23 protein-coding genes are annotated in these 22,160 nt (G+C 36.6%); 8 read left to right on the forward strand and 15 right to left on the reverse strand.

Translation table 11 applies throughout. From position 1 onward, the window contains the following. Positions 1–22: 22 nt before the first annotated feature. From CHRYMOREF3P_RS04965 to CHRYMOREF3P_RS04990, 6 genes are all read right to left on the reverse strand, one after another. The gene (locus CHRYMOREF3P_RS04965; RefSeq protein ID WP_047385521.1) at positions 23–613 is read right to left on the reverse strand and encodes a hypothetical protein; all 591 of its coding nucleotides are present in this window, start codon (positions 611–613) and stop codon (positions 23–25) included. 13 nt (positions 614–626) lie between these two features. Continuing rightward, on the reverse strand, positions 627–1,136 hold the full coding sequence (locus tag CHRYMOREF3P_RS04970) for an RNA polymerase sigma factor (protein ID WP_077416452.1): 510 nt from the start codon (positions 1,134–1,136) through the stop codon (positions 627–629). A 279-nt stretch (positions 1,137–1,415) separates the two neighbouring features. Further along, positions 1,416–1,775: a hypothetical protein gene (locus CHRYMOREF3P_RS04975; RefSeq protein WP_149386197.1), complete on the reverse strand. Its 360-nt coding sequence runs from the start codon at positions 1,773–1,775 to the stop codon at positions 1,416–1,418. Positions 1,776–1,836: 61 nt separating this feature from the next. Further along, on the reverse strand, positions 1,837–2,652 hold the full coding sequence (locus CHRYMOREF3P_RS04980; RefSeq protein WP_180563998.1) for a hypothetical protein: 816 nt from the start codon (positions 2,650–2,652) through the stop codon (positions 1,837–1,839). An 11-nt stretch (positions 2,653–2,663) separates the two neighbouring features. After that, the gene (locus tag CHRYMOREF3P_RS04985) at positions 2,664–3,173 is read right to left on the reverse strand and encodes an RNA polymerase sigma factor (protein WP_047385529.1); all 510 of its coding nucleotides are present in this window, start codon (positions 3,171–3,173) and stop codon (positions 2,664–2,666) included. Between the two features lie 147 nt (positions 3,174–3,320). Continuing rightward, the gene (locus CHRYMOREF3P_RS04990) at positions 3,321–4,949 is read right to left on the reverse strand and encodes an NADP-dependent glyceraldehyde-3-phosphate dehydrogenase (RefSeq protein ID WP_180563999.1); all 1,629 of its coding nucleotides are present in this window, start codon (positions 4,947–4,949) and stop codon (positions 3,321–3,323) included. A 174-nt stretch (positions 4,950–5,123) separates the two neighbouring features. On the opposite strand from CHRYMOREF3P_RS04990, the gene tpx reads away from it, so the two are divergent. Further along, positions 5,124–5,693 (forward strand): thiol peroxidase, encoded by a 570-nt coding sequence (tpx, locus tag CHRYMOREF3P_RS04995; RefSeq protein ID WP_180564000.1) that lies wholly within the window; start codon positions 5,124–5,126, stop codon positions 5,691–5,693. A 55-nt stretch (positions 5,694–5,748) separates the two neighbouring features. On the opposite strand, the gene CHRYMOREF3P_RS05000 is transcribed toward tpx, so the two are convergent. Both CHRYMOREF3P_RS05000 and CHRYMOREF3P_RS05005 read right to left on the reverse strand, forming a co-directional pair. Continuing rightward, on the reverse strand, positions 5,749–6,453 hold the full coding sequence (locus CHRYMOREF3P_RS05000) for a TonB-dependent receptor plug domain-containing protein (RefSeq protein ID WP_180564001.1): 705 nt from the start codon (positions 6,451–6,453) through the stop codon (positions 5,749–5,751). Between the two features lie 412 nt (positions 6,454–6,865). Further along, the gene (locus CHRYMOREF3P_RS05005; RefSeq protein ID WP_077416440.1) at positions 6,866–8,851 is read right to left on the reverse strand and encodes a urocanate hydratase; all 1,986 of its coding nucleotides are present in this window, start codon (positions 8,849–8,851) and stop codon (positions 6,866–6,868) included. A gap of 249 nt (positions 8,852–9,100) precedes the next feature. Here CHRYMOREF3P_RS05005 and CHRYMOREF3P_RS05010 point away from each other — a divergent pair, with 249 nt between their 5' ends. Continuing rightward, positions 9,101–9,538, forward strand: coding sequence for an endonuclease domain-containing protein (locus CHRYMOREF3P_RS05010; RefSeq protein WP_077416438.1), 438 nt, complete (start codon positions 9,101–9,103; stop codon positions 9,536–9,538). A 111-nt stretch (positions 9,539–9,649) separates the two neighbouring features. Here the strand turns inward: CHRYMOREF3P_RS05010 and CHRYMOREF3P_RS05015 are convergent, their stop codons facing one another. The 5 genes from CHRYMOREF3P_RS05015 to CHRYMOREF3P_RS05035 all read right to left on the reverse strand — a co-directional run bounded on the left by CHRYMOREF3P_RS05015 (position 9,650) and on the right by CHRYMOREF3P_RS05035 (position 12,933). After that, positions 9,650–9,943 carry a hypothetical protein gene (locus CHRYMOREF3P_RS05015; protein ID WP_077416437.1) on the reverse strand — a complete coding sequence of 98 codons (294 nt, stop codon included), beginning with the start codon at positions 9,941–9,943 and terminating at the stop codon, positions 9,650–9,652. Positions 9,944–9,992: 49 nt separating this feature from the next. Continuing rightward, a complete protein-coding gene (locus CHRYMOREF3P_RS05020; RefSeq protein ID WP_180564002.1) occupies positions 9,993–10,979 on the reverse strand; it encodes a 2-hydroxyacid dehydrogenase in 987 nt (328 codons plus the stop codon). Between the two features lie 74 nt (positions 10,980–11,053). Beyond that, positions 11,054–11,317, reverse strand: coding sequence for a prevent-host-death protein (locus tag CHRYMOREF3P_RS05025; protein WP_077418015.1), 264 nt, complete (start codon positions 11,315–11,317; stop codon positions 11,054–11,056). Between the two features lie 215 nt (positions 11,318–11,532). Then, positions 11,533–12,183: a protein-L-isoaspartate(D-aspartate) O-methyltransferase gene (locus CHRYMOREF3P_RS05030; RefSeq protein ID WP_180564003.1), complete on the reverse strand. Its 651-nt coding sequence runs from the start codon at positions 12,181–12,183 to the stop codon at positions 11,533–11,535. A 102-nt stretch (positions 12,184–12,285) separates the two neighbouring features. Next, positions 12,286–12,933: a hypothetical protein gene (locus tag CHRYMOREF3P_RS05035; protein ID WP_180564004.1), complete on the reverse strand. Its 648-nt coding sequence runs from the start codon at positions 12,931–12,933 to the stop codon at positions 12,286–12,288. Between the two features lie 134 nt (positions 12,934–13,067). Between CHRYMOREF3P_RS05035 and CHRYMOREF3P_RS05040 the strand changes: the two genes are divergently transcribed. The 6 genes from CHRYMOREF3P_RS05040 to CHRYMOREF3P_RS05065 all read left to right on the forward strand — a co-directional run bounded on the left by CHRYMOREF3P_RS05040 (position 13,068) and on the right by CHRYMOREF3P_RS05065 (position 18,683). Beyond that, positions 13,068–14,030 (forward strand): Gfo/Idh/MocA family protein, encoded by a 963-nt coding sequence (locus CHRYMOREF3P_RS05040; protein ID WP_180564005.1) that lies wholly within the window; start codon positions 13,068–13,070, stop codon positions 14,028–14,030. A gap of 341 nt (positions 14,031–14,371) precedes the next feature. After that, complete coding sequence (locus CHRYMOREF3P_RS05045) at positions 14,372–16,102, forward strand: cellulase family glycosylhydrolase (protein WP_180564006.1); 1,731 nt, start codon at positions 14,372–14,374, stop codon at positions 16,100–16,102. Between the two features lie 65 nt (positions 16,103–16,167). Continuing rightward, positions 16,168–17,046 (forward strand): CGA/CIA family class A beta-lactamase, encoded by an 879-nt coding sequence (bla-A, locus tag CHRYMOREF3P_RS05050; protein WP_180564007.1) that lies wholly within the window; start codon positions 16,168–16,170, stop codon positions 17,044–17,046. Positions 17,047–17,079: 33 nt separating this feature from the next. Continuing rightward, positions 17,080–17,490, forward strand: a complete 411-nt coding sequence (locus tag CHRYMOREF3P_RS05055) for a hypothetical protein (protein WP_077416421.1) — start codon at positions 17,080–17,082, stop codon at positions 17,488–17,490. 10 nt (positions 17,491–17,500) lie between these two features. Further along, positions 17,501–18,391: a 3-hydroxybutyryl-CoA dehydrogenase gene (locus tag CHRYMOREF3P_RS05060; protein WP_180565750.1), complete on the forward strand. Its 891-nt coding sequence runs from the start codon at positions 17,501–17,503 to the stop codon at positions 18,389–18,391. Positions 18,392–18,443: 52 nt separating this feature from the next. Beyond that, positions 18,444–18,683, forward strand: a complete 240-nt coding sequence (locus CHRYMOREF3P_RS05065) for a hypothetical protein (protein ID WP_002977986.1) — start codon at positions 18,444–18,446, stop codon at positions 18,681–18,683. A gap of 48 nt (positions 18,684–18,731) precedes the next feature. Here the strand turns inward: CHRYMOREF3P_RS05065 and CHRYMOREF3P_RS05070 are convergent, their stop codons facing one another. Both CHRYMOREF3P_RS05070 and pheT read right to left on the reverse strand, forming a co-directional pair. Then, positions 18,732–19,142, reverse strand: coding sequence for an META domain-containing protein (locus CHRYMOREF3P_RS05070; protein WP_180564008.1), 411 nt, complete (start codon positions 19,140–19,142; stop codon positions 18,732–18,734). Positions 19,143–19,672: 530 nt separating this feature from the next. Continuing rightward, complete coding sequence (gene pheT / locus CHRYMOREF3P_RS05075) at positions 19,673–22,075, reverse strand: phenylalanine--tRNA ligase subunit beta (protein WP_180564009.1); 2,403 nt, start codon at positions 22,073–22,075, stop codon at positions 19,673–19,675. Positions 22,076–22,160 lie beyond the last annotated feature (85 nt).

Genomic DNA, 22,160 nt, shown 5'->3' on the forward strand with positions numbered 1-22,160 from the left:
TTTCAGCCCGCCGAACTCTTTTCTATCTTTTCAACTCTTCCAAAAGATTTTCAATATGCTGCATATATCTTCCGTAATACCGGTGAAACCAGAATTTTCCGGCCAGGTAGAGTAAAAATAATCCTCCAATCACAGAACCTATTAAGATCACTGCAATTTTCAGTTCACTCAAAGGTTTGGGCCACGGGATAAATTCCAGAACAATAAGAATCTCACATACCAGAAACGGTGCAAAACTGATGTAGTATGAAAGATAATATTGTTTATTCAGATTCAGCTGCATCACCAGATCTTTCAGAGAATCGTAGGTCTTAGGTGCAGGATTACTGATTTCGTTATACAGTTTAAAGAACTTACTGAAAAAGAAAACGGTAACAATAAGCATGGAAGCAATTAAAACCGTTATATATAATTGCAATTTAAAAGGCCTGCAGACTGAGCAAACCAGAAAAGCAAAAACAAAAATCCCTATTACCCACCAGAATTCCACACGCATATTTTTACGTATTTTTTCAAGGGGAAGATTCAGTTTATTTCTTTGTTCTATACTTATTTCAGGAGTTTCCTCCATAATATCTTCATTCCAGGTATTTTTCAATTCATCGATATTCATTGGATTACTGATTTTAATGTTTGTTGGTTTTTATTTGGCTTAAGATATCTTTAAGTTTGTTTTTTGAGCGGTTCATTTTCACTCTTACATTTCCTTCAGAAATTCCCATCTGCTCTGCAATCTGTTTTCCTGAAAAATCTTCCAGATAATAGAATATAAAAGCTTTATCAATGGGATTGAGTTGATGGATAGCCTTATACATTTCAGCCAGGCGCTCTTCTTTCCTGTAATCATAATCTTCTTGTACAATGATATGATTGGAAAAATCTTCATGAGCAATAAAGCTTCTTCTTTTTTCTGATTTAAGGAAGATAATGGCCGTATTCAAAGCGATCCTGTACAGCCATGTTGAAAATTCGCTTTCCCCTCTGAAACCAGGAAATGCTTTCCAGAGCTGATAGGTAATCTCCTGAAAAAGATCATCCCGATCATCCTTTTCAGTCATGTACATTTTAGAAATCTTAAATAGGATTCCTTTATGCTGTTCAATTTGACTTATAAACTCTTGTTCTAATGAGGTCATGATTTGTTACTCTATAGAGTTAGTTTTCATTTAAAAAAATTGTTACAGTATTTTTACAAAAGAAATAAAAAAACCGGACAGAAAGATGCTGTCAGGCTCTCATTGTGCGTCCTTATAAGTTTATTATTTTTTTTGAATAGTACCTGAAATAATTCTTGTTGAATTTTAATCATCCTTAAAGGGATCTTCCTTATTGACCTAAACAGCTGGTAAAAAGCAGTTAAAATGTGTATAAAAAAAGAACCTGATATGGGAAATATAAGGTTCATTGCTCAGTTTTTATTTAAAATCTAAGAAGTCGTCTTTTTCAAGATAATGGTTCAGGGCGTCAATAAGCTGAGATGAAGTGACACCAGCATATTGCCGAAAAGCAAGATCCACAACATCCTGAATATTCTCATCAGAACACATATAGTTCAGTTTATTTTGAAAAACAAAATCGGGTAATATTTCATTATCATTCTCACCAATGTCCAAAGGGTCACCAATAAAGATTTTCATTTGCTGTTCAAATTCATCTTTTGAAGAGTACACTGCATAATTATAATCCGGATCAAAAGATGTCTTCCGGTCCTGTTTATTCTTTACAAGCTCAAGAAATTCCTCTATAGGAAACACTTGATTTTTAATCTCATCCATATTACATTTTTTTACCTCGACGTCCTAAAGATAGGAAATTTAAAGAAAGGCAGAGCAATTTCTAATTCAACTGATCTAAAGCTTTTTGCAGCGTTCCTATATCAAGAAAATGAAATTTGGCACCCACTACGATAATAATAAGAAGTACTGCTGTCAAAAATAAAATGATAAAAATATACATTGAAACAAACCATATAACGGTATTCAGAATATTTCCTTTGATACCCATTTTATTCATAAAAAATTTCTGTGAACGCTCAAACCATGTTTTTTTCTTTTCAGGTCCGGGACTTACCTCAATCTTATTAAGCTCATCTACCAAGCGTACTACATCATCAATATACCTTCCGTACATATAATAGATCCAGTATTTTATGATAAAAGCAATCAGGAGCAGAGTGATCAGAAGGCTGATCCCGAAGATAGCCAGATTATATTCCATCTCAAAATGGAAATTAATTCTGATCAGAGAGAGAAGAAATCCAAGAGGGATATAGGAGATATAATAGGCTATATAAATTTCTTTCGATATGAGAAGCTGGGTTTTAAGATTGAACAAATCATAATTTGTATTGATGCTATTCTTTTGAAGCAGCTTATACAGTTTCAGAAAGCGGGAATAAAAATAGATGATAATAACAAGGGTCAGAATTGTGACAAATGCAGATATGATTTTAATATTAGAATCAGCAGAAGCAAATGGGAAATTAGTTAACAGTAAAGGCAGCGTTACAATCATCAGCCAGAACTCTGTTTCCATATTCACTTTGAGCATCTGTAACGGGGAATGTATTTCCTTCTGTTTTTCAAGAGAAATTTCAGGAGATTCCTGTCCTGTATCTTTATTCCAAAGTTCTTTAAAGTTTTCTAACTCCATCGTTTTATCTTTTAATGAGAACCTGCTCCTTGTTTGGTAATAATCTCTTTCAGCTTCTCTTTTGCCCTTTTCAGCTTTACTCTTGTATTGACTTCAGTAATTCCTAGCTGAACGGCAATTTCTTTTCCCGAAAAACCCTCCAAAAAGAAAAATATAAGCGCTTTATCAATAGGGCTCAGCTGATGAATGGCTTCATACATCCGCTTCATATTCACATCATCTGTATCATTATAAGGTTCCTGCCGGGCACTCAGCCCATCTACATTCTGATTCTGTATAAAACTACGTTTTTTTTCACTTCGCAGGAAAACAATTGCTGTGTTGAGCGCAGTTCTGTACAGCCATGTGGAGAAATCACTCCTCTTTTGAAAATCACCGTATGATTTCCAGGCCTGGTAGATGATCTCCTGATAGAGGTCATTCTGATCGTCCTTATTATCCATATACATTTTAGAGATCTTGAAAACAACACCTTTGTGCTTTTCAATTTTCTCTAAAAATTCTTTTTCCGGTGAAGACATGATTTACACACTGATCCTTAGATAATATTTCTAAAAAATATCATCTTATTATAACACAAAACTCTAATTTTCGGCATTAAGTTAAAAAAATCCTCAACAAATAAAGAAATTTATTGAGGATTTTTATTTATGTTAAATACAATAGGATCAGAAAATATAATCTGTGCTCAAAAAATTGGAATCATGTTCTCTGACAATAGTATTGAGTAATTCTTTATTGGAGTCTGTAAGTTTTGCCGCTACCAGAGACCGGATTGAGAATGAACGGAGCGCATCAAAAACAGAAAGTGTTCCTTCCGCACTGTCTTTTCTTCCGGTAAACGGAAAGACATCCGGACCTCTTTGTGCCTGGCAGTTGATATTGACACGGCTTACAAGGTTCACGAATGGATCAATCAGCCTTGCTACTTCCTGTGGATCTTCACTGAAAATACTTACCTGCATCCCGTGCGAAGCATTCACCTGATACTCTATAGGTTCTTCTATGTCTTCAAACGGAACAACAGGAATCACCGGACCAAACTGTTCCTCATGATATAGTTTCATCTCACTGTTTACCGGATAAACTACTGCCGGAAAAACAAAAGATTCATCCGTATAACCTCCGTCTTTATTCAAAACAGCAGCTCCTTTGTTTAATGCATCATCAATACATTCTTTCAGGTAAGGAGGTTTGTTGACTTCCGGAAGTGGAGTTACTTTTACGTCTTTTTCCCATGGCAATCCTGGTTTCAGAGCAGAAACCGCAGCACTTAGTTTTTCTGTAAATTCTAAAGCAATCTCTTTCTGAACAAATATCAGCTTCAGTGCTGTGCATCGCTGTCCGTTGAAAGAAAGTGCCCCTAAAATACATTCGCTCACCGCTACATCCAGATTCGCATTTTTAGTAACAATTGCAGCGTTTTTCGCATCCAGACTCAGAATAGCTCTTAAACGGTTTACTTTTGGGTGCAGCTTTTTCAAACCGTTCGCTACCTTACTTGAACCGATGAAGGCCAGAACATTCACTTTTCCGCTTTCCATGATCGGGGTGATAATCTCTGATCCTTTTCCATATAATGTATTCACCGTTCCTTTCGGAAATGCTTCTTTAAAAGCATTTAATAAAGGATAATGAGCCAACACACCGTGCTTTGGAAGTTTAAACAGAATGGTATTTCCCATAATCAAAGCAGGAATCAGTGTGGTAAAAATCTCATTCAAAGGATAATTGAATGGTCCCATACTTAAAACCACTCCAAGCGGAGCTCTTCTGATCTGTGCAATGGTACCTTCTGCCTGTTGAAAGCGGGACGATTCTCTGTCCAGATCTTTCAGAGCATCAATGGTCTGATTGATATAATCTACAGTACGGTCAAATTCTTTAGTAGAATCAGCAAGCGTTTTTCCAATTTCCCACATCAGTAATTTAATGATCAGATCTCTTTGCTGGATCATCAGATAAACGAATTTCTGCATGCATTTAATGCGTCCCTCTACAGACATAGTCGGCCATTCACCAAGACCGTTATCATAGGCTTTTACACAGGCTTCAAGGACTTCCATGGCTTCCTTTGGGCCTATATTCGGGATACTTCCCAAAAGTTTTCTTTCTAATCCCTTTTCTGTAGGAATACATACCGGGGAATAGATTTCGGTGACATCTCCGTTCCATTCTACCAGTTCGCCATTCAACAAATAAGTTCTCTGGTGAATGACCGGAACTTTATACTCTTCCGGAATTTCATTTTCACTCTTAAAAATGTGATGGAATGATGCTGTATTTTCTGAACTCATAAATCTTTCTATTTTTTTATGTGATAAGCTTCTCCTTCTAAGGAGGTTTTTGTAATATAAAGGTAGAAGTAAAATGTTTTGAAAAAAACAATCTGACAATAGATTTGATCTATTTGAATTAAAATTAATCTCAGCTCCTGAAAAAAGAATAATTTAGCTGAAAAATAAAATTTCATGTTTTCAAAATTAGTTTTCAGTACCCTGTTATTCTTTTCTGCAATAGGCTTTGCACAAAAATCTAAAGCAATCAATACAGTTTTAATGGGAGGAAAAGAAGTACATACTTATACAAAATTACCGGCGCTGAATAAGCCAGCTCCTAAATTTACCCTTACAGATGTGAATATGAATGATCAGACACTGGAATCTTACAAAGGAAAGAATGTGATCTTAAATATCTTTCCCAGTGTAGATACAGGTGTTTGTTCAGCTTCCGTACATCATTTTAATGAAGAGGCAGGGAACCTTCCCAATACAGTAGTCCTTTGTATTTCCAAAGATCTTCCGTTTGCACAGAAAAGATTCTGCGGTGCTGAAGGAATTAAAAATGTAGTGATGCTTTCAGATTTCCGTTCAGACTTTGGGTGGAACTATGGAGTGGAACTGGTAGATTCTGCCATGAAAGGTCTTCTGAGCCGAGCTGTTGTGGTAATAGATACTTCAGGAAAGATCATCTATGAAGAGCAGGTGGCAGATATTTCTCATGAACCGAATTATGAAGCGGCAATTGCAGCGGTGAAATAATATATATTTATTTGGATATAACACAGGCTCCGGCGATCTTCGATCGCCGGAGTTTTTATTTCTTTCTTTTCTTTTTAGTAGTAATCACTACTACTCCGCCTTTGGCTTTTTCACCAAACTTTGCAGATGCAGAAGCCCCCTTCAGTATATTCATAGTTTTTATAAGATTAGGATCCAGTGTTTTTACTTTTTCATAATCGCTTATTTTTCCATCTACAATATACATAGGCTGATAGATTACTCCGCTTGAAGGAGCCCCACCAATACGTATACTGTTATTATCTTTAGGAGGCTCCCCAACAGATAATCCCGGCAATTTTGTAATGAGTTCTTTTCTTTCCTTTTCTTTGCTGTCTAATAAAGCATTAGCCGGTATTACTGAAACTGAGCCAAGCAATTTTCTGTCTCTCTGAGTACTGAAAACAATTTCCTGTACTTCTTCGGTCTTTAGGGTATCACAGGTTTTATTTTGCTGTGCATGCACACTTACAATTCCTCCCGTTGTCAGCATGGCACCTACCGCAAATTTCACAAAAAGAGTATTGATGTAAGAATAACTCAGATCTCTGTTGAGCTGTGACGGATTAAAATTCCCGCAGATCTCTTCCGAAGTCCCGGAAAAAAAATCTATAATATCATCATCCGGAGCTTTCCTGAAGTCTCTCACTGTTTTGGAACAAACAGCACAGAATCTTCCTTTTTCATCAGGGGTCATTGTATTCCAGTTTTCGTGACAAGGTTTGGGTATTGTGATTTTCATAGGATCTCTTTTCTTCTAAAGATGTACTAATGACAGAAAAGGTTGGAAAGAGTTGTGAAATTTTCTAATATTTTAATTTTGTTGAAAAATCGTAAAGCTTTTTCAAATTTTTAATCTCTATTAAGATTCCTGCGGAATGACAAAGAGGACGCTAAAAAGTTTTCCGATAATTGTGCGAGTAAGATTGATCCTTTAAAAACACATTAAAATATACACCATGTTTGCCATTCAGAGCGAAACGAAGTGAAGCGTGGAATCTAAAACTACTTGATAAAGCAGAGATTCCTGCGGAATGACAAACTGTGTGGATAATCTAAGCGCTCTTTTGTCTTTCCGAAGGAATCTAAACTCTTATTGCAACAAGAAACAAAAAACCTGCTTTACAGCAGGTTTTCTTTATATCTAAAATATTTTACAATAAATTTTCATCTACCAAATTCGGAAGAGTCACTTTCAGATTAGGTTCGGCTTCCATCGCTCTTTTAATAGCGAAAACAGCGCCTTCATTTCTTGCCCAGCTTCTTCTTGAGATTCCATTGTTTACGTCCCAGAAAAGCATAGACTTCAATCTTCTATCGGCATCATCGCTTCCGTCCAACAGCATTCCGAAACCACCGTTGATCACTTCTCCCCAGCCTACTCCACCACCATTGTGAATGGAAACCCAGGTTGCCCCACGGAAACTGTCACCAATCACATTGTGAATGGCCATATCCGCAGTAAATCTTGATCCGTCATAGATATTGGAAGTTTCTCTGTAAGGAGAATCTGTACCCGAAACATCATGATGGTCTCTTCCTAAAACCACAGGTCCTATTTCTCCGTTTTTAATGGCTTTATTGAAGGCTTCTGCAATTTTCATTCTTCCTTCAGCATCTGCATAAAGGATTCTCGCCTGTGAACCTACTACCAGTTTATTTTCCTGTGCTCCCTTGATCCACTGGATATTGTCTTTCATCTGCTGCTGGATCTCTTCAGGAGAGTTTTTCACCATTTCTTCTAATACTGCACATGCAATATCATCCGTTTTCTGAAGATCTTCCGGATTTCCACTGGAACATACCCAGCGGAACGGTCCGAAACCATAATCAAAGCACATAGGTCCCATGATATCCTGTACATAACTTGGATATTTGAATTCTCTTCCCAATGTTGGATTTTCTGCCATTACATCTGCTCCCGCTCTGGAAGCTTCCAATAAAAAGGCATTTCCATAATCGAAAAAGTAGGTTCCTTTTGCTGTATGTTTGTTGATGGCTGCAGCATGTCTTCTTAATGTTTCCTGAACTTTTTCTTTGAATAACTCAGGGTTTTCAGCCATCATAATATTAGATTCTTCGAATGTTTGGCCTACCGGATAGTAACCACCAGCCCAAGGATTGTGAAGTGAAGTCTGATCTGAACCGATGTCAATTCTTAAATCTTCCTGATCGAATTTCTCCCAGACATCAACAATATTTCCAAGGTAAGCCAAAGAAACGGTTTCTTTGTCAGCCTGTGCTTCCCTTACTCTTTTCACCAATGAATCAAGATCTTCATAGATCTCATTCACCCATTTCTGATCATGACGGATTTTGGTGATTTTCGGGTTTACTTCTGCACATACAGTAATGCAACCAGCAATATTACCAGCTTTTGGCTGAGCTCCACTCATTCCTCCTAATCCTGAAGTCACGAAAAGTCCTCCTTTAGGGTCTTTTTTTATTTTTCTGAAAGCATTTAATGCTGTAATCGTTGTCCCGTGAACAATTCCCTGCGGGCCAATATACATATAACTTCCTGCCGTCATCTGTCCGTATTGAGTAACACCCAATGCATTGAACTTCTCCCAATCATCCGGTTTTGAATAGTTCGGGATCATCATTCCATTGGTTACAACCACTCTTGGTGCATCTTTATGAGACGGGAACAGCCCCATTGGGTGTCCTGAATACATCACCAATGTCTGCTCGTTGCTCATTTCCGAAAGATATTTCATGGTTAGCAGATACTGAGCCCAGTTGGAGAATACAGCTCCGTTTCCACCGTAAGTGATCAATTCATGAGGATGCTGTGCTACTGCATAATCCAGGTTATTCTGAATCATCAGCATGATCGCTTTTGCCTGCTCAGATTGTCCCGGATAATCTGTGATAGGTCTCGCCTTCATTTCATAGTCCGGACGGAAGCGGTACATATAAATTCTTCCGTAATCTTCCAGTTCCTGCTTAAATTCAGGAATCAGTTCTGCATGAAACTGAGGATCAAAATAACGTAGTGCATTCTTCAATGCCAGTTTTTTCTCTTCCTCCCCCAGGATTTCTTTACGCTTTGGAGCATGGTTGATATTGGTCTCGTATGGTTTTGGTTGTGGCAGCTGATTAGGAATCCCCTGCTGTATCTGTTCTTGAAATGTCATATTGCTATTTAAAGGTCTATGTTGAAACAATGTTTGAAGTTTTAAAGATATTCAAATTAGAAAATATAGGCAAGTGAAAGGATGAAAATGGCTTCAGCTTATGGTTTATACAAAATTATCGAATCCGGATATTAATCACAATCTCCTCTTAAATACTATATTTGAATAAACGAACTTCAATTCCCCTCCTCCGGAGGGGTGGATTTCAAAGTGCGAGCTTTGAAAGACGGGGTGGTTTAAAACACAACAATGAAAGAAATCCTCACCATCATCAACGGAATTCCGATCCGCAGGAATTTCGTTGAGAACCTGCCCTACAACCCCTATTTAAAAATATTATTAAAAGAAAAACGTAAAGCCCGGATCTTGGGTGAAGTGATCTTTTGGAGAAAAGTCCGTGCTAAAAATTTTCATACAATTGATTTTGACAGACAAAGAATTATTGGAAATTATATTGTTGATTTCTATGTAAAAAATTTGGGTCTTATCATTGAGATTGACGGTTCAAGCCATGATAAGAAAGAAGTTTATGATGGGATAAGGGAGGAATATCTTGAGTCATTAGGACTGCTTATTTTCAGAATTACAGATTTTGATGTGAGGAATCATCTGAGTGTGGTGATGAAGGAGCTGGAGGATTTTATTGTGCTGTACTATGGAACCACCCCGTCTTCAAAAATTCTTTGAATTTTGAATCCACCCCTCCAAGAGAGGGGAATTGTCTTACTAAAAGAAGTCGTTATTCAACATAAAAAACCTCACTGAAATTCAGCAAGGCTAGTCTGTTATCATCAAATTTTAGGTTAAAACATCATCATTTTCTTCTTCATGGTCATCTTCATTATCGCTGAGACTCCAGTAGTTGTTCTCTTCATCTTCTTCCCCTATTTCTTCCATTTCATCATCGTCATCGGCTCCTGGAATATCTAAGCCTTTATCTATTTTATCCTCATCAAAATCTTCATCTAAAATAGGATTGCCGTCTCCATCAAGCGAAATATGCTTTTCTCTCTTAAATATATCTTCATTAGGGTTATAATCCATCTGTTCTAACCTCTTGTTCTGTTGATTAATATTTTTCTCTGGTGCCATGATGTTTAAGATTTTAGGTTTATATAATCAGAACAAAAATAATTCCAAGTTATAATGAATGGGCAGAATAAACGTCAGGATTTGCACAATACTGCATTTTTTCATTTTTCGAAAAAGCAATGATATTTCCTGCAGCCAGTCTTGCCATCCCGTTTCGGGCTTCAATAGTGGCAGAACCAATGTGTGGCAAGATACAAACAGTTGAAAGTTCAAGAATAGGATCGTCTGTTGACATAGGTTCCGGGTTGGTAACATCAAGACCCGCTCCCCAGATTTTCTGATCAACCAACGCCTGGTACAAATCTTTCTGATTGTGGAAACCACCTCTGGCGGTATTGATGAAAATAGCATCCGGCTTCATCTGTTCAAATATAGACTCATTGAATAATTCTTTATGTTCAGGAGTAAAATTGGCATGAACACTCAATACATCCGAGTTTTTGATCAGCTCTTCAAAAGAAACATAAGCTGCTCCCAATTCCAGTTCCGCTTCTTCATTATGATGACGGTTGTGATAAATGATATTCATTCCAAAAGCTTTCTTAGATTTCTCAGCCATTTCATAACCGATACGACCAAGTCCAAAAATCCCCAGGGTTTTCCCATAAAGCTCCTGTCCTAAAGCATGCAAAGGATCAAATGTACCCCAGCTTCCATCTTTTACTTTCCGGAAATTGAAGCTTGCTCTTCTCGCTACGGACTGCATGAGTAAAAAAGCAACGTCTGAAGTTGCCCTGCTCAAAACATCAGGAGTATTGCCCACCGGAATATTCCTTTGGGTAGCTTCTTTGATATCTACATGATCGAACCCAACAGAATATAAAGCAATGGCTTTCACATTGGGGCAGGCTTCAAAGAAATTCTTGTCATATTTAAATTCTGCGCCAATACTTAAAATAGTATCGGTATTTTTACAGTAATTCAGCCATTCTTTATAAGAAAGGTTTTCTTTTTCAGCAACTGTAATTTCCAGTCCTGCTTCTTCCAGCATTTTAATTCCTGTTTCGGGAATTTTTTTATTGATAAAGACTTTCATCGTTATGGATTAATGATTCTAAATAAAAAACCTCACTCGCAAAAAGTAAGGTTCCTGAACTTTAATATTAAAAATTATTTCTTTTCATATGAACGGTCATTGTTCTTCTCCCAGGCTTCAGAAGCAATTTCCTGAATTTCTGTCCAAACTTCTTTCGCAGATTTCTGAGCTTGTGTCATAAATCCCTGTTTGGTCGCTTCCTGATTCCTGCTTTTCATGTCATGAATGTAATCTTTTACCTGCTGGGAATAACTTTCTGCGTTATATCCCGGATTATTATTCAGGTTTTTCTGAAGATTACTAAAATCATGTGACGCTTTGAATCTGTTCGTATCCATAATAATAGATTTTAGTGATTGGGTTCTCATATGAGTCCAATTTTCATTCCGAAATGAGTTAAAATATTTTAAATTTTGGCTAAGCCGATAGAATGTATGTTGATAAAAAAACGGACTCCCTTCGTCTCCGCTCAGGATGATAGTCCGTTCCTATTGATAAGATTGGTATTCGATGGAACTGGTCTCAAACACCAGTTCTTCTGCTAATTCCGTTATTATTGGTTGGTATTTCCAAGCATCGGCACAAATTTATAAGCCCCGAATTCTTCTTTTTCAAATTCTGTAGGACCTATTTTGGTAAATCTGTATAAAACCTGTTCATCCGTAGGTCCCAATGGAATTACCATTATTCCTCCGATGTTCAATTGTTTTAAAAGTTCTGTTGGTAAGGTAGAAGCACCGCAGGTTACAATAATTTTATCAAATGGAGCAAAAGTAGGAAGCCCGGCAAAGCCATCTCCAAAGCTCTGAAATTTTGGAAACAGATGAAGTTCTCTGAGTTTCTTTTTAGAAAAGTCAAACAGGTCTTTCTGTCTTTCAACCGTATATACATGAGCTTTCATTGCTATTAAAACAGCCGTCTGATATCCGCATCCGGTACCAATCTCCAGTACTTTTTCTCCTGGTTTTACCTGCAGCAGCTCAGATTGTTCTGCAACCGTTGAAGGATGGGAAATGGTCTGATGTGCGAGAATGGGAAATGCCCTGTCTTCATAGGCAAAGTCTTCAAAAATACTTTCGATAAAAAGGTGTCTCGGAACTTCACTCATCGCCCGAAGTACATTTTCATCCGAAATTCCAATTCTCTGTCGAAGATATTCAACTAAAATCTTTCTTTTTCCTTTATGTACAAACGAATCCTGCATTTGACAAAAGTAAGAAATTAGAAATTAGATTTTACAAATTGGAGAAAAGAATTATCCACAAAAAAGAAGCAATCAAAAAAATGACTGCTTTATTTTTGTTTCTTAATTCCATTTTATAGGATAAGGTCCGTAAAACGCGCTAAAGGTATTATCAGCACATCTTTTTCTGACGAAAAAGTTATAGTTCTGGGTTTTACTTAGTCCTGTATAGATGGCTTTTTGACCTGCAATTGTTAACTGTCCACTCGCAGGAGGTGCCGAACTTATCGTTAAAACAGTTTCATATGCAGAAACACCATCATTATCCCAGGATACTGTAGCATCAAAAGTAGAAGAAAGCGTGGAGGAAGTCGTTTTGGTATACGTTGCATACGCTGGCTGTACACAAGTTGTCGTACTACTTGCCAAAACAGTAATAGGTCCCGCCCAGTTGCTCCGGCCATTGTCTATTCCGCAGTTTTTTCTTACGTAAAGGTCATATTTATTATTCTTATACAATGGAAGACTATAGGAATTCTTATAGGTTACAACTGTGGTTCCATTTCCTAAAGTAAAACCTTGCTCTCCATACTGTATTTCATAATATCCTTCGCCCTGGCTAATCATATTCCAGGAAAGCTGGTTACTTCCTTTTTCAAATATCAAATTTTCTGGAGTTCCACATTTAGCCTGCGGGTCATATGGACTATCTCCTATACATCCGGCAGTACATAATCCTAAGATAAGTAATATCGAAATTATTCTTTTCATCGTTATTTTTCTGACCGTGAATTTACTGTAATTTCTTTAATGAATAAATGTGCTCAACCTTGAATATTTCCAAGTGAAAAGTCATGTATTTTATAAATGTACATTCACTATCTTTACAAAAATTTAATACAGCTATGTTAAAAGCAGGTTTGGTAGGTGCCGGACACTTGGGGAAAATACATTTAAAACTTCTTAATCAATCAGATAGATATGAATTTGTAGGTTTCCATGATAAAGATGTTGAAAACGGAAAGAAATTAGAAGCCGAATTCGGATATAAATATTTTGAAAATTTTGATGAATTGCTTGAGCAGATTGACGTGCTTGATATTGTCACTCCCACAGTTTATCATTATGATTATGCTTTAAAAGCCATTGAAAAAGGGCTGCATTTCTTTATTGAAAAACCGGTAACCCAGACTCTTGAGCAGGCAGAAGAAATTTTACGTTTATGCCAGGAAAAAGGAATTAAAGCACAGGTAGGACACGTTGAGAGATACAATCCTGCTTTTATTGCCACTAAGGAATATATCAGCAATCCGATGTTTATTGAAATCCACAGACTGGCAGAATTCAATCCCCGCGGGACAGACGTTTCTGTAGTACTGGACCTTATGATCCATGATCTGGATATTCTATTGAGCATGGCTAAATCTAAGGTTAAAAACATTCATGCAAGCGGTGTTTGTGTGGTAAGCAAGACTCCGGATATCGCCAATGCAAGGATAGAGTTTGAAAACGGATGTGTTGCCAATCTTACGACTTCCAGAATTTCTATGAAGGCGATGAGAAAAAGCAGATTCTTCCAGAAAGATGCTTATATCTCTGTAGACTTCCTTGAGAAAAAGGCCGAAGTGATCAGAATGAAAGATGCTCCTGAAAACCCTACTCCATTTGATATGATCATTGAAAATGCAGATGGAGAAAAGAATCAGATCTTGTTTGAATACCCAAATATTCAGTCCAACAATGCTATTTTGGATGAGTTAAATTCTTTCGCAGATGCCATCACCAGTGGTAAAAATGTAGAGGTTTCTCTTGAAGACGGAACTGAAGCATTGAAAATTGCTTTGCAAATCATGAAGCTGATCAGCTAAAAATATGCTGTTTTTATCACAGCCATACATATAGTGCTATCTTATATTCGAAAAATGATTATGAGGTAGCATTTTTAGTTTTCAAATAGGCCATTACATTTATCAGGATCTTTAAACTTTAATATTTTTTTCGTTAAAAATTACTGATTTATCAATAAAAAATCCTTTTCAAAACAAAAAAACAATATATTTGAAGAACAATTCAATACAATATTGAAAGATTTTGTTTTACATATATGGATATATGACCCCATAAATGATCTGAATACAGATTCATTTTGTAATGTCGTCATTCATTATAACCTCTAATTATCCTATTATTTTAAACCATTGAAACCATTATGAAAAGAGCTATTGTAATATCCGTACTTTTATTGTCTCAATTTGGGACATCGCAATTATTAAAGATTTCAGGACAGAAAATCGTTAATGATAAAGGTGAAAATATCCAATTGAGAGGCCTGGGCCCGGGCGGCTGGATGCTTCAGGAAGGATACATGCTGAAAACAGCTGACTTTGCCGGCCCTCAGTATAAGATTAAGGAAAAAATTGCGGATTTAGTTGGTGAAGACGGAATGAATGAATTCTACAAAGCTTATCTGAAAAACGGAATCACCAAACAGGATATTGATTTTCTGGCAAAATCCGGATTCAATTCAATACGCCTTCCCATGCATTATAATCTTTACACACTTCCGATTGAAAAAGAACCTGTAAAAGGAAAAGATACATGGCTGGAAGAGGGTTTTAAAATGACCGATGACCTGCTTCAATGGTGTGCCGTTAATAAAATCTACCTCATCCTGGATCTTCATGCTGCTCCGGGCGGACAGGGAAATGATGTCAATATTTCTGATAATGATAAGTCTAAACCTTCACTTTGGGCCAATGAAGAAAATCAGAGAAAAACCATAGCATTCTGGAAAAAACTGGCTGAACGATATAAAGACAGCCCATGGATTGGCGGCTACGACCTGATTAATGAGCCTAATATTAATTTCACAGGTAAAAACCCTAATGGTACAGATGAAATGTCTAATGCCCCGCTTTGGAAACTTCAGAAGGATATTACAGCAGCAATCAGAGAGGTTGATAAAAAGCATATAATTTTCATTGAAGGAAACGGCTGGGGGAATAATTATAACGGGCTGCCGGCTATCTGGGACAATAATATGGCTTTCAGCTTCCATAAATACTGGAACTACAATGATGATCAAACACTGAAATTTGCACTGGATCTCAGAGAAAAGCATAATATGCCTATCTGGCTGGGTGAAACAGGTGAAAATTCCAATGTTTGGTTTACTGAGCTAATCCAACTTTTGGATAAACATAATATCGGGTATGCATTCTGGCCGATGAAAAAGATTGATAATATTGCAGGGATCACCAATGTCAAGATCACACCTGAATATGAAAAACTACTGGATTACTGGAAAAACGGTGGTGAAAAACCGTCTAAAGAGTATGCAAAAAAAGCTTTACTACAGATTGCTGACAACTATAAACTGAGCAATACAGAAGTCAAAAAAGATGTTATTGATGCGATGTTCAGGCAGACAACTGATGCTTCAACAAAGCCATTTAAAAATCATCAGGTTCCGGGAAGGATATTTGCTTCAGAATATGATCTGGGTAAAATGGGTTCTGCCTATCTGGATAAAGATTTCATTAATCTATGGGTAAGTGACCCTGCCAAAAGATCAGAATGGAACTCCGGACAGCAGATGAGAAATGACGGTGTAGACATTTATAAGTGTAATGATCAAATCACCAATCAGTATTATGTGGGGAAAACAGAATCCGGGGAATGGCTCCAGTATACGGTTCAGTCAAAAGGAGACAAAAATTATACATTTGACATCCGCTATGCGGCAGCCAGTGATTCAAAAATAAGGATTGAGACAGCTTCCGGAAAAGTTTTAGCTACCATATTATTAGCTTCCAGTGGAGGAAATGAGAACTGGAAAACGGCTTCTGTTAAAAACATCAGCCTTCAGAAGGGGGAAAACAAGATCAGAATATTCTTTGAAAATGATGGGGTCAATCTGAATTATTTTGAAGTAAAATAGTAATAAATATCTTAAATTGCAGCTCTCTTTTGGTCTTCAAAGGAGAGCTTTTTAATTTCGGTATTATGAAAAAAACAGCATTTCTTTTTCTTCTGATTTCTGCATTTACATTTGCTCAGACATCGCTATTGGAACAAAAAATACATTCAATTCTTAAGAACAAAAAAGCAACAGTGGGAGTTTCTGTTCTGGGTTTTGAAAATGGTTTTACCTATGATAAAAATGCAGATAAGAATCTTCCGATGCAAAGTGTCTTCAAATTCCACATTGCAGCTGCAGTTCTGAATGCTGTAGATCAGAGAAAGCTTTCGTTAGATCAGAAAATTGTACTGAACAAATCAAATTTACTTGAAAATACATGGTCGCCGCTTCGTGATAAGTATCCGGGAGGCAATGTTGAAGTTCCGTTAAGTGAAGTGATTGAATATACTGTTGCCAAAAGTGATAATAATGGCTGCGATATTCTTCTTAAGTTATTGGGAGGAACCCAGCCCGTACAAAAATTCATGGATTCCAAAGGGGTGAAGGGTTTTCAGATCAAATATAATGAAGAGGGAATGCATAAAGACTGGAAGGCTCAGTATGAAAATTACAGCACTACAAAATCTGCAGTTCATGTCCTGAAAAAGTTTTATGATGGAAAATTATTATCAAAAAAATCAACAGATTATCTGATGCAGGTAATGCTGTCTACTTCAACAGGATTAAACAAAATGGTAGAACAACTTCCAAAAAACACTCCTGTGGCCAGAAAAACGGGAGCTTCCGGAAAAAATAAGGCTGGTTTAACAGGGGCGGAAAATGAAATTGGCATCGTTACTTTACCAAATGGGACACATTATGCATTAGCTGTATTTGTCAGTAACTCAATGGAAACGGATGCGGTAAACTGCAGGATGATTTCTGATATTTCTAAGGAGGTTTGGGAATATTTTAATAAATAAAATTTTAAGCTTATTTTTAAAGCGATTTTTAACATGAAAAAAATAATAGTAACAACGGCTCTGCTGGCTTTCACATTCTTTTACTCACAGAAGAATCAGAATTATTTAGAGATCAGCTATGGAAGTGTATGCTGCGGCCCGCCATCTGATAAACCTGTCATCAGCTATCTGAAGGAATTCAAGAACAAAAGCAGGGTAAAAAGCCTGGAAATTCTTTTACAGAAAGGCAGAGGCAGAGAAGGTGAATTTACATTATATGTTGGTACTGACTATCTTACAAAAAATCAAAAAAGCCGTCTTATAAGAGGATTAACGGCTACTGTTTCTAATCAGAACAACAGTAAGAAAACCCAAAACACAGGAAACGTTTTCTTTGATTCGGCAACTGTTGTTTCTCAAACAGATCTTATTGACGTAAAAAATTTAACTATCTATAAAAAATAAAGGAAAAATGATCAAAAACATTGTAGTTATCGGAGCGGGAACCATGGGAAATGGTATTGCACATACTTTCGCACAAAGCGGTTTTAAAGTAAATCTTGTTGATGTATCTCAGGAAGCTCTGGACAGAGGTTTGAAAACCATTACTACCAATCTTGACAGAATCATTGCTAAAGGAAATCTTACAGAAGAGCAAAAAGCTGAAACGCTGGGAAACATCACTACTTTCACAGCATTGAATGATGCAGTAGGCGCTGCAGACCTTATTGTAGAGGCTGCTACAGAAAACATGGACCTTAAACTGAAGATCTTTGGCCAAATGGATGAACTGGCTCCTGAAGGCTGTATCCTTGCAACTAATACTTCATCTATATCTATCACAAAAATTGCTGCTGCTACAAAAAGAGCTGATAAAGTAATCGGGATGCACTTCATGAACCCGGTTCCGATTATGAAACTGGTAGAAATCATCAAAGGATATTCTACTTCTAAAGAAACTTTTGATGCAATCTATGAAATGAGCAAAACTTTGAGTAAAGTTCCTGTAGAAGTGAATGACTATCCAGGTTTCGTGGCCAACAGAATTTTGATGCCAATGATTAATGAATCTATCGAAACTCTTTATAACGGAGTGGCTGGTGTAGAAGAAATTGATACAGTAATGAAATTGGGAATGGCACATCCAATGGGCCCGCTTCAGCTGGCAGACTTCATTGGTCTTGATGTATGTCTTGCCATCCTGAATGTAATGTATGATGGTTTCAAAAATCCAAAGTATGCCCCTAACCCATTGCTTGTAAATATGGTAACAGCAGGGAAACTTGGTGTAAAATCAGGGGAAGGATTCTACGATTATTCTGAAAGCAAAAAAGCTGAAAAAGTTTCAAAAATGTTTTTGAAGTAATTTTAAAGTCAATAATTTTATTTATCTTTGAGAAAGTTAAAACATTAAAAAAATGAAATTACCAAAGTTTTTATTAGCAGATAATTCGGAGTTTCCAGAAGATCTATTCGTAGTTCATACAGAATACCCAAGATTTATCTTAAACGTTGAGGAAGAAGAAGTTGAGTGGTTAGATGATCTTGAAGGTGATGATGAAGAAACTATGGCAGACGAAGCTACTAAAGTAGTAGAAGCAGCGTTTAAATGGTGCGACGAAGAGTTGGCTAAGTACGACGAAGAAGAGGAAGATTAATAACACTCTAAACATAAAAAAGGAACTCAATTGAGTTCCTTTTGTTTTTTATTCTGATTTAGTGAATTTCAATAGCAAGAGATTGTCTTTATACAATTCTAAAGTATTTCCGGAAATCACATATTTATTTGCTTTTCCCATCATATCCATAAAGTTCTGCTCAACTCCGATGTTGTTGCACATCATTTTTGTAGATCCCATTTGCCCGGCTGTAAAACCACCTGTAGACGGATCTATTGAAGCTGTTCCGAAATAGTTGTTACACCCTGCATTTCCTGTAATTTTCTCTCCTTCAATATTTAATGTCGGAACCTTACCTTTTACACTTTCAGCCAGAGTCCATTTTGTATTGGCAAGAGCAGGCTGAGCCTTTCCTACTTTAGATGCAGACGGGCTTGTCATGGATCCACATGATGCCAGTACTGCTGCTGCACATATACTTAAAAAAAGATTTTTCATTTTTTTCTTTTTGAATTAATCCAAATTTACGGAAATTATATTATTTAAACGGGCTGCGGTGAATTTTATTATTCTTTAACAGTTGACATTTTGAAATTTTTTCTGTTCTAATTTTAGCAATAAAAAGGAGTATTCATTATCATAAACCGGCATTGTAAAGCTTAACGCAATGGTGCAAATGGTTTTAATCAGGAACGCTTCTAAGGCGCAAGGATTTTATCTTTGATGAAATTTCAACGGTAACTTTGTCATTTTGAAAGAATCTATATTATGCTTAGTATCTGAAAACATACTGTGCCGAGACTTCTACGGAGTGACAAGGATTATGGATAGACCAAATATCGAATCATAAGAAAATATACAATACAATTCAATTCAATAGGAATGGGTTATAATCCTGAGCGTAGACGAAGGAAGCCCCCTTTTACATTCAAATGGCTTTAGCCAAACCCTAACAACATTCTTAAAACAAAAAAACGGACTTTAAAAAGTCCGTTTCTATTATATTGTGAAATATATATTTTCAAGTATTAAGATCTCAATTCGGCATTGAATTCTTTCTGGAAAGCTTTGATCAGAGAATCCATTACTTCTGTGATTTCCTTTTCTTCCAATGTTTTTTCTTCGTTTAACAGCTCGAAGCTCATTGCATAAGACTTCTTACCTTCAGGAAGATTCTTACCTTCATACACATCGAATAGATTAACACTCTTAATGAATGGAGATTTATTCTTTTTAGCAGTCTGATATAAATCCTGATAGTTTACATTTTTATCAATCAATAAAGCTAGGTCTCTTCTGATTTTGTTGAATTTCGGAATGTCTTTAAATTTCAATTCGTTTTTAGAACGCAGTTCCTGAGCATATTCCAGTTCAATTTCTGCATAGAAACAATCCTGATCAATATCAAAGTCTTTTAACAAAGCTGGTGCCACTTTTCCGATTCTTACCAAAGCTTTGCCATCCACTTCATATACCAATGCATCAGAGAATCTCTCATCAGACAAAGCACCTTCTTTATAATCTACAGCAAGTCTTTCCAATAAAACTTTTACATAAGCCTTAAGGTTATAGAAACTTACAGCAGACTTAGGCTGAAGCCAGTTTTCTGCAACATCTCTTCCGGAAACCAACAAAGCCAATTGTTTTCTTTCTTCGTATTTATCTTTTTTGTGATAAATTTTTCCTAATTCGAAGAATTTGATATCTTGATTCTTTCTGTTGATATTGTATACTGTATTCTGAAGAAGTCCTTCCAATAAAGACTTTCTCATGAATGCTAAATCCCCGCTTAAAGGATTTAACAGTTTTACGGCATCAGTTTCATCTTTTACAGAAGTCAATGAGTTATTCATTACTTCATTGAAACCAATGCTTTGTAAAGATCTTGCCCAGTTATTTTCCAGTTCATCCTGATCGTTAGTACTAAGCTTAACTGGCGTAAATGAAAACTTCTGTGGAGCATCAATTTTATTGTATCCGTAGATTCTTAAGATTTCTTCAATGACATCAATTTCTCTTGTCACATCTGCTCTGTAAGCAGGAACAGAGATTTCAAAACCGTTAGGAATTTCATTTAAAACCTGAATTTCCAGTGCTTTCAAGATTTCCTTTACTTTTTCTCTGTGAATTTTTGTTCCTAAAATCTGCTCAATTTTAGAGAATCTAATAATCACATAGTTATCTTCTATTTTCTTAGGATATTCTTCCAACAGGTCTCCTACCAATTTTCCTTCAGCTATTTCCTGAATCATTTTAATAGCATGAGTAATTGCCGTTCTTGTAAGGTTCGGGTCTACTCCTCTTTCAAATCTGAAAGAAGCATCTGTATTCAGGCTATGGGCTTTTGCTCCTTTTCTTACTGCAATCGGATTGAAATAAGCACTTTCAAGGAATATGGTTTTTGTAGTTTCCGATACTCCGGAATTTTCACCACCGAATACTCCGGCGATACACATTGGATTATCTTTACCGTCTTTGATCATGATTTCAGAACCATTCAATGTTCTTTCAACCCCGTCTAAAGTGGTAAATTTCGTTCCCGGTTTTACGACACCTACTTTCACTTTCTTGTCTGCAATTTTATCTGCATCAAATGCGTGAAGCGGCTGTCCGTACCCATGAAGAATATAGTTGGTAATATCTACAACGTTGTTAATCGGGCTTAGCCCGATCGCTTTTAGTCTGTCTTTTAACCAAGATGGAGATTCTGCTACTTTTACGTCTTCAATAACGGCTCCAATGTATCTTGGACACAATTCAGCATCTTCAATTTCCAGTTTGAAATCATGAGTTCCCTCATTATTCAAAACTTCGGAAGCTACTTTATTGAATTGAGACTTCAGTTGGTTTGTAGAAAGATAGGCATGTAAATCTCTTGCAACCCCATAGTGAGACATAGCATCTGTTCTGTTTGGAGTTAACCCAATTTCAAACACCTCATCATTAGTTAGCTCAAAATAGTCAGCGAAGTTTTTACCTACTTCATATTTGGTTTCATCCAGCACCATAATTCCTCCGTGATCATCGCTCAGACCTAATTCATCTTCTGCACAGATCATTCCCTGAGAAACCTCACTTCTGATTTTTGCTTCTTTAATTTCAAAAAAGTTTCCGGTTTTGTCATAGATTTTTGTTCCGACAACGGCTACAGGAACGGTTTGCCCTGCTTCCACGTTAGGAGCTCCGCAAACAATATTCAATATTTTTCCGTTTCCTACGTCTACTGTTGTCTTCTTCAGTTTGTCAGCATTCGGATGCTTTTCGCAGGTTAATACTTTACCTACAACAATTCCTTCAAGGCTGCCTCTTACGCTTTCAAATTTATCTATCCCTTCAACCTCAAGACCTATATCTGTAAGGAATTCACCGATTCTTTCAGTTTTTGATTCCGTTTTTACAAAGTCCTTCAGCCAGTTGTTTGATATTTTCATTTGTTTATCTATCTACTTATTTAATTCGTCAAATGAGCCTTAAGGTTTCATCTGCTCTATTTTGAAACTTTTATTTGAAATTCCA

The organism is Chryseobacterium sp. JV274, from assembly GCF_903969135.1.
In the GTDB taxonomy this organism is placed as follows: Bacteria; Bacteroidota; Bacteroidia; order Flavobacteriales; family Weeksellaceae; genus Chryseobacterium.

Coding starts and splice junctions, on each gene's coding strand:
- CHRYMOREF3P_RS04965 (WP_047385521.1), bottom strand. CDS start 613: ATGAATATCGATGAATTGAAAAATACCTGGAATGAAGATATTATGGAG.
- CHRYMOREF3P_RS04970 (WP_077416452.1), bottom strand. CDS start 1,136: ATGACCTCATTAGAACAAGAGTTTATAAGTCAAATTGAACAGCATAAA.
- CHRYMOREF3P_RS04975 (WP_149386197.1), bottom strand. CDS start 1,775: ATGGATGAGATTAAAAATCAAGTGTTTCCTATAGAGGAATTTCTTGAG.
- CHRYMOREF3P_RS04980 (WP_180563998.1), bottom strand. CDS start 2,652: ATGGAGTTAGAAAACTTTAAAGAACTTTGGAATAAAGATACAGGACAG.
- CHRYMOREF3P_RS04985 (WP_047385529.1), bottom strand. CDS start 3,173: ATGTCTTCACCGGAAAAAGAATTTTTAGAGAAAATTGAAAAGCACAAA.
- CHRYMOREF3P_RS04990 (WP_180563999.1), bottom strand. CDS start 4,949: ATGAGTTCAGAAAATACAGCATCATTCCATCACATTTTTAAGAGTGAA.
- tpx (WP_180564000.1), top strand. CDS start 5,124: ATGTTTTCAAAATTAGTTTTCAGTACCCTGTTATTCTTTTCTGCAATA.
- CHRYMOREF3P_RS05000 (WP_180564001.1), bottom strand. CDS start 6,453: ATGAAAATCACAATACCCAAACCTTGTCACGAAAACTGGAATACAATG.
- CHRYMOREF3P_RS05005 (WP_077416440.1), bottom strand. CDS start 8,851: ATGACATTTCAAGAACAGATACAGCAGGGGATTCCTAATCAGCTGCCA.
- CHRYMOREF3P_RS05010 (WP_077416438.1), top strand. CDS start 9,101: ATGAAAGAAATCCTCACCATCATCAACGGAATTCCGATCCGCAGGAAT.
- CHRYMOREF3P_RS05015 (WP_077416437.1), bottom strand. CDS start 9,943: ATGGCACCAGAGAAAAATATTAATCAACAGAACAAGAGGTTAGAACAG.
- CHRYMOREF3P_RS05020 (WP_180564002.1), bottom strand. CDS start 10,979: ATGAAAGTCTTTATCAATAAAAAAATTCCCGAAACAGGAATTAAAATG.
- CHRYMOREF3P_RS05025 (WP_077418015.1), bottom strand. CDS start 11,317: ATGGATACGAACAGATTCAAAGCGTCACATGATTTTAGTAATCTTCAG.
- CHRYMOREF3P_RS05030 (WP_180564003.1), bottom strand. CDS start 12,183: ATGCAGGATTCGTTTGTACATAAAGGAAAAAGAAAGATTTTAGTTGAA.
- CHRYMOREF3P_RS05035 (WP_180564004.1), bottom strand. CDS start 12,933: ATGAAAAGAATAATTTCGATATTACTTATCTTAGGATTATGTACTGCC.
- CHRYMOREF3P_RS05040 (WP_180564005.1), top strand. CDS start 13,068: ATGTTAAAAGCAGGTTTGGTAGGTGCCGGACACTTGGGGAAAATACAT.
- CHRYMOREF3P_RS05045 (WP_180564006.1), top strand. CDS start 14,372: ATGAAAAGAGCTATTGTAATATCCGTACTTTTATTGTCTCAATTTGGG.
- bla-A (WP_180564007.1), top strand. CDS start 16,168: ATGAAAAAAACAGCATTTCTTTTTCTTCTGATTTCTGCATTTACATTT.
- CHRYMOREF3P_RS05055 (WP_077416421.1), top strand. CDS start 17,080: ATGAAAAAAATAATAGTAACAACGGCTCTGCTGGCTTTCACATTCTTT.
- CHRYMOREF3P_RS05065 (WP_002977986.1), top strand. CDS start 18,444: ATGAAATTACCAAAGTTTTTATTAGCAGATAATTCGGAGTTTCCAGAA.
- CHRYMOREF3P_RS05070 (WP_180564008.1), bottom strand. CDS start 19,142: ATGAAAAATCTTTTTTTAAGTATATGTGCAGCAGCAGTACTGGCATCA.
- pheT (WP_180564009.1), bottom strand. CDS start 22,075: ATGAAAATATCAAACAACTGGCTGAAGGACTTTGTAAAAACGGAATCA.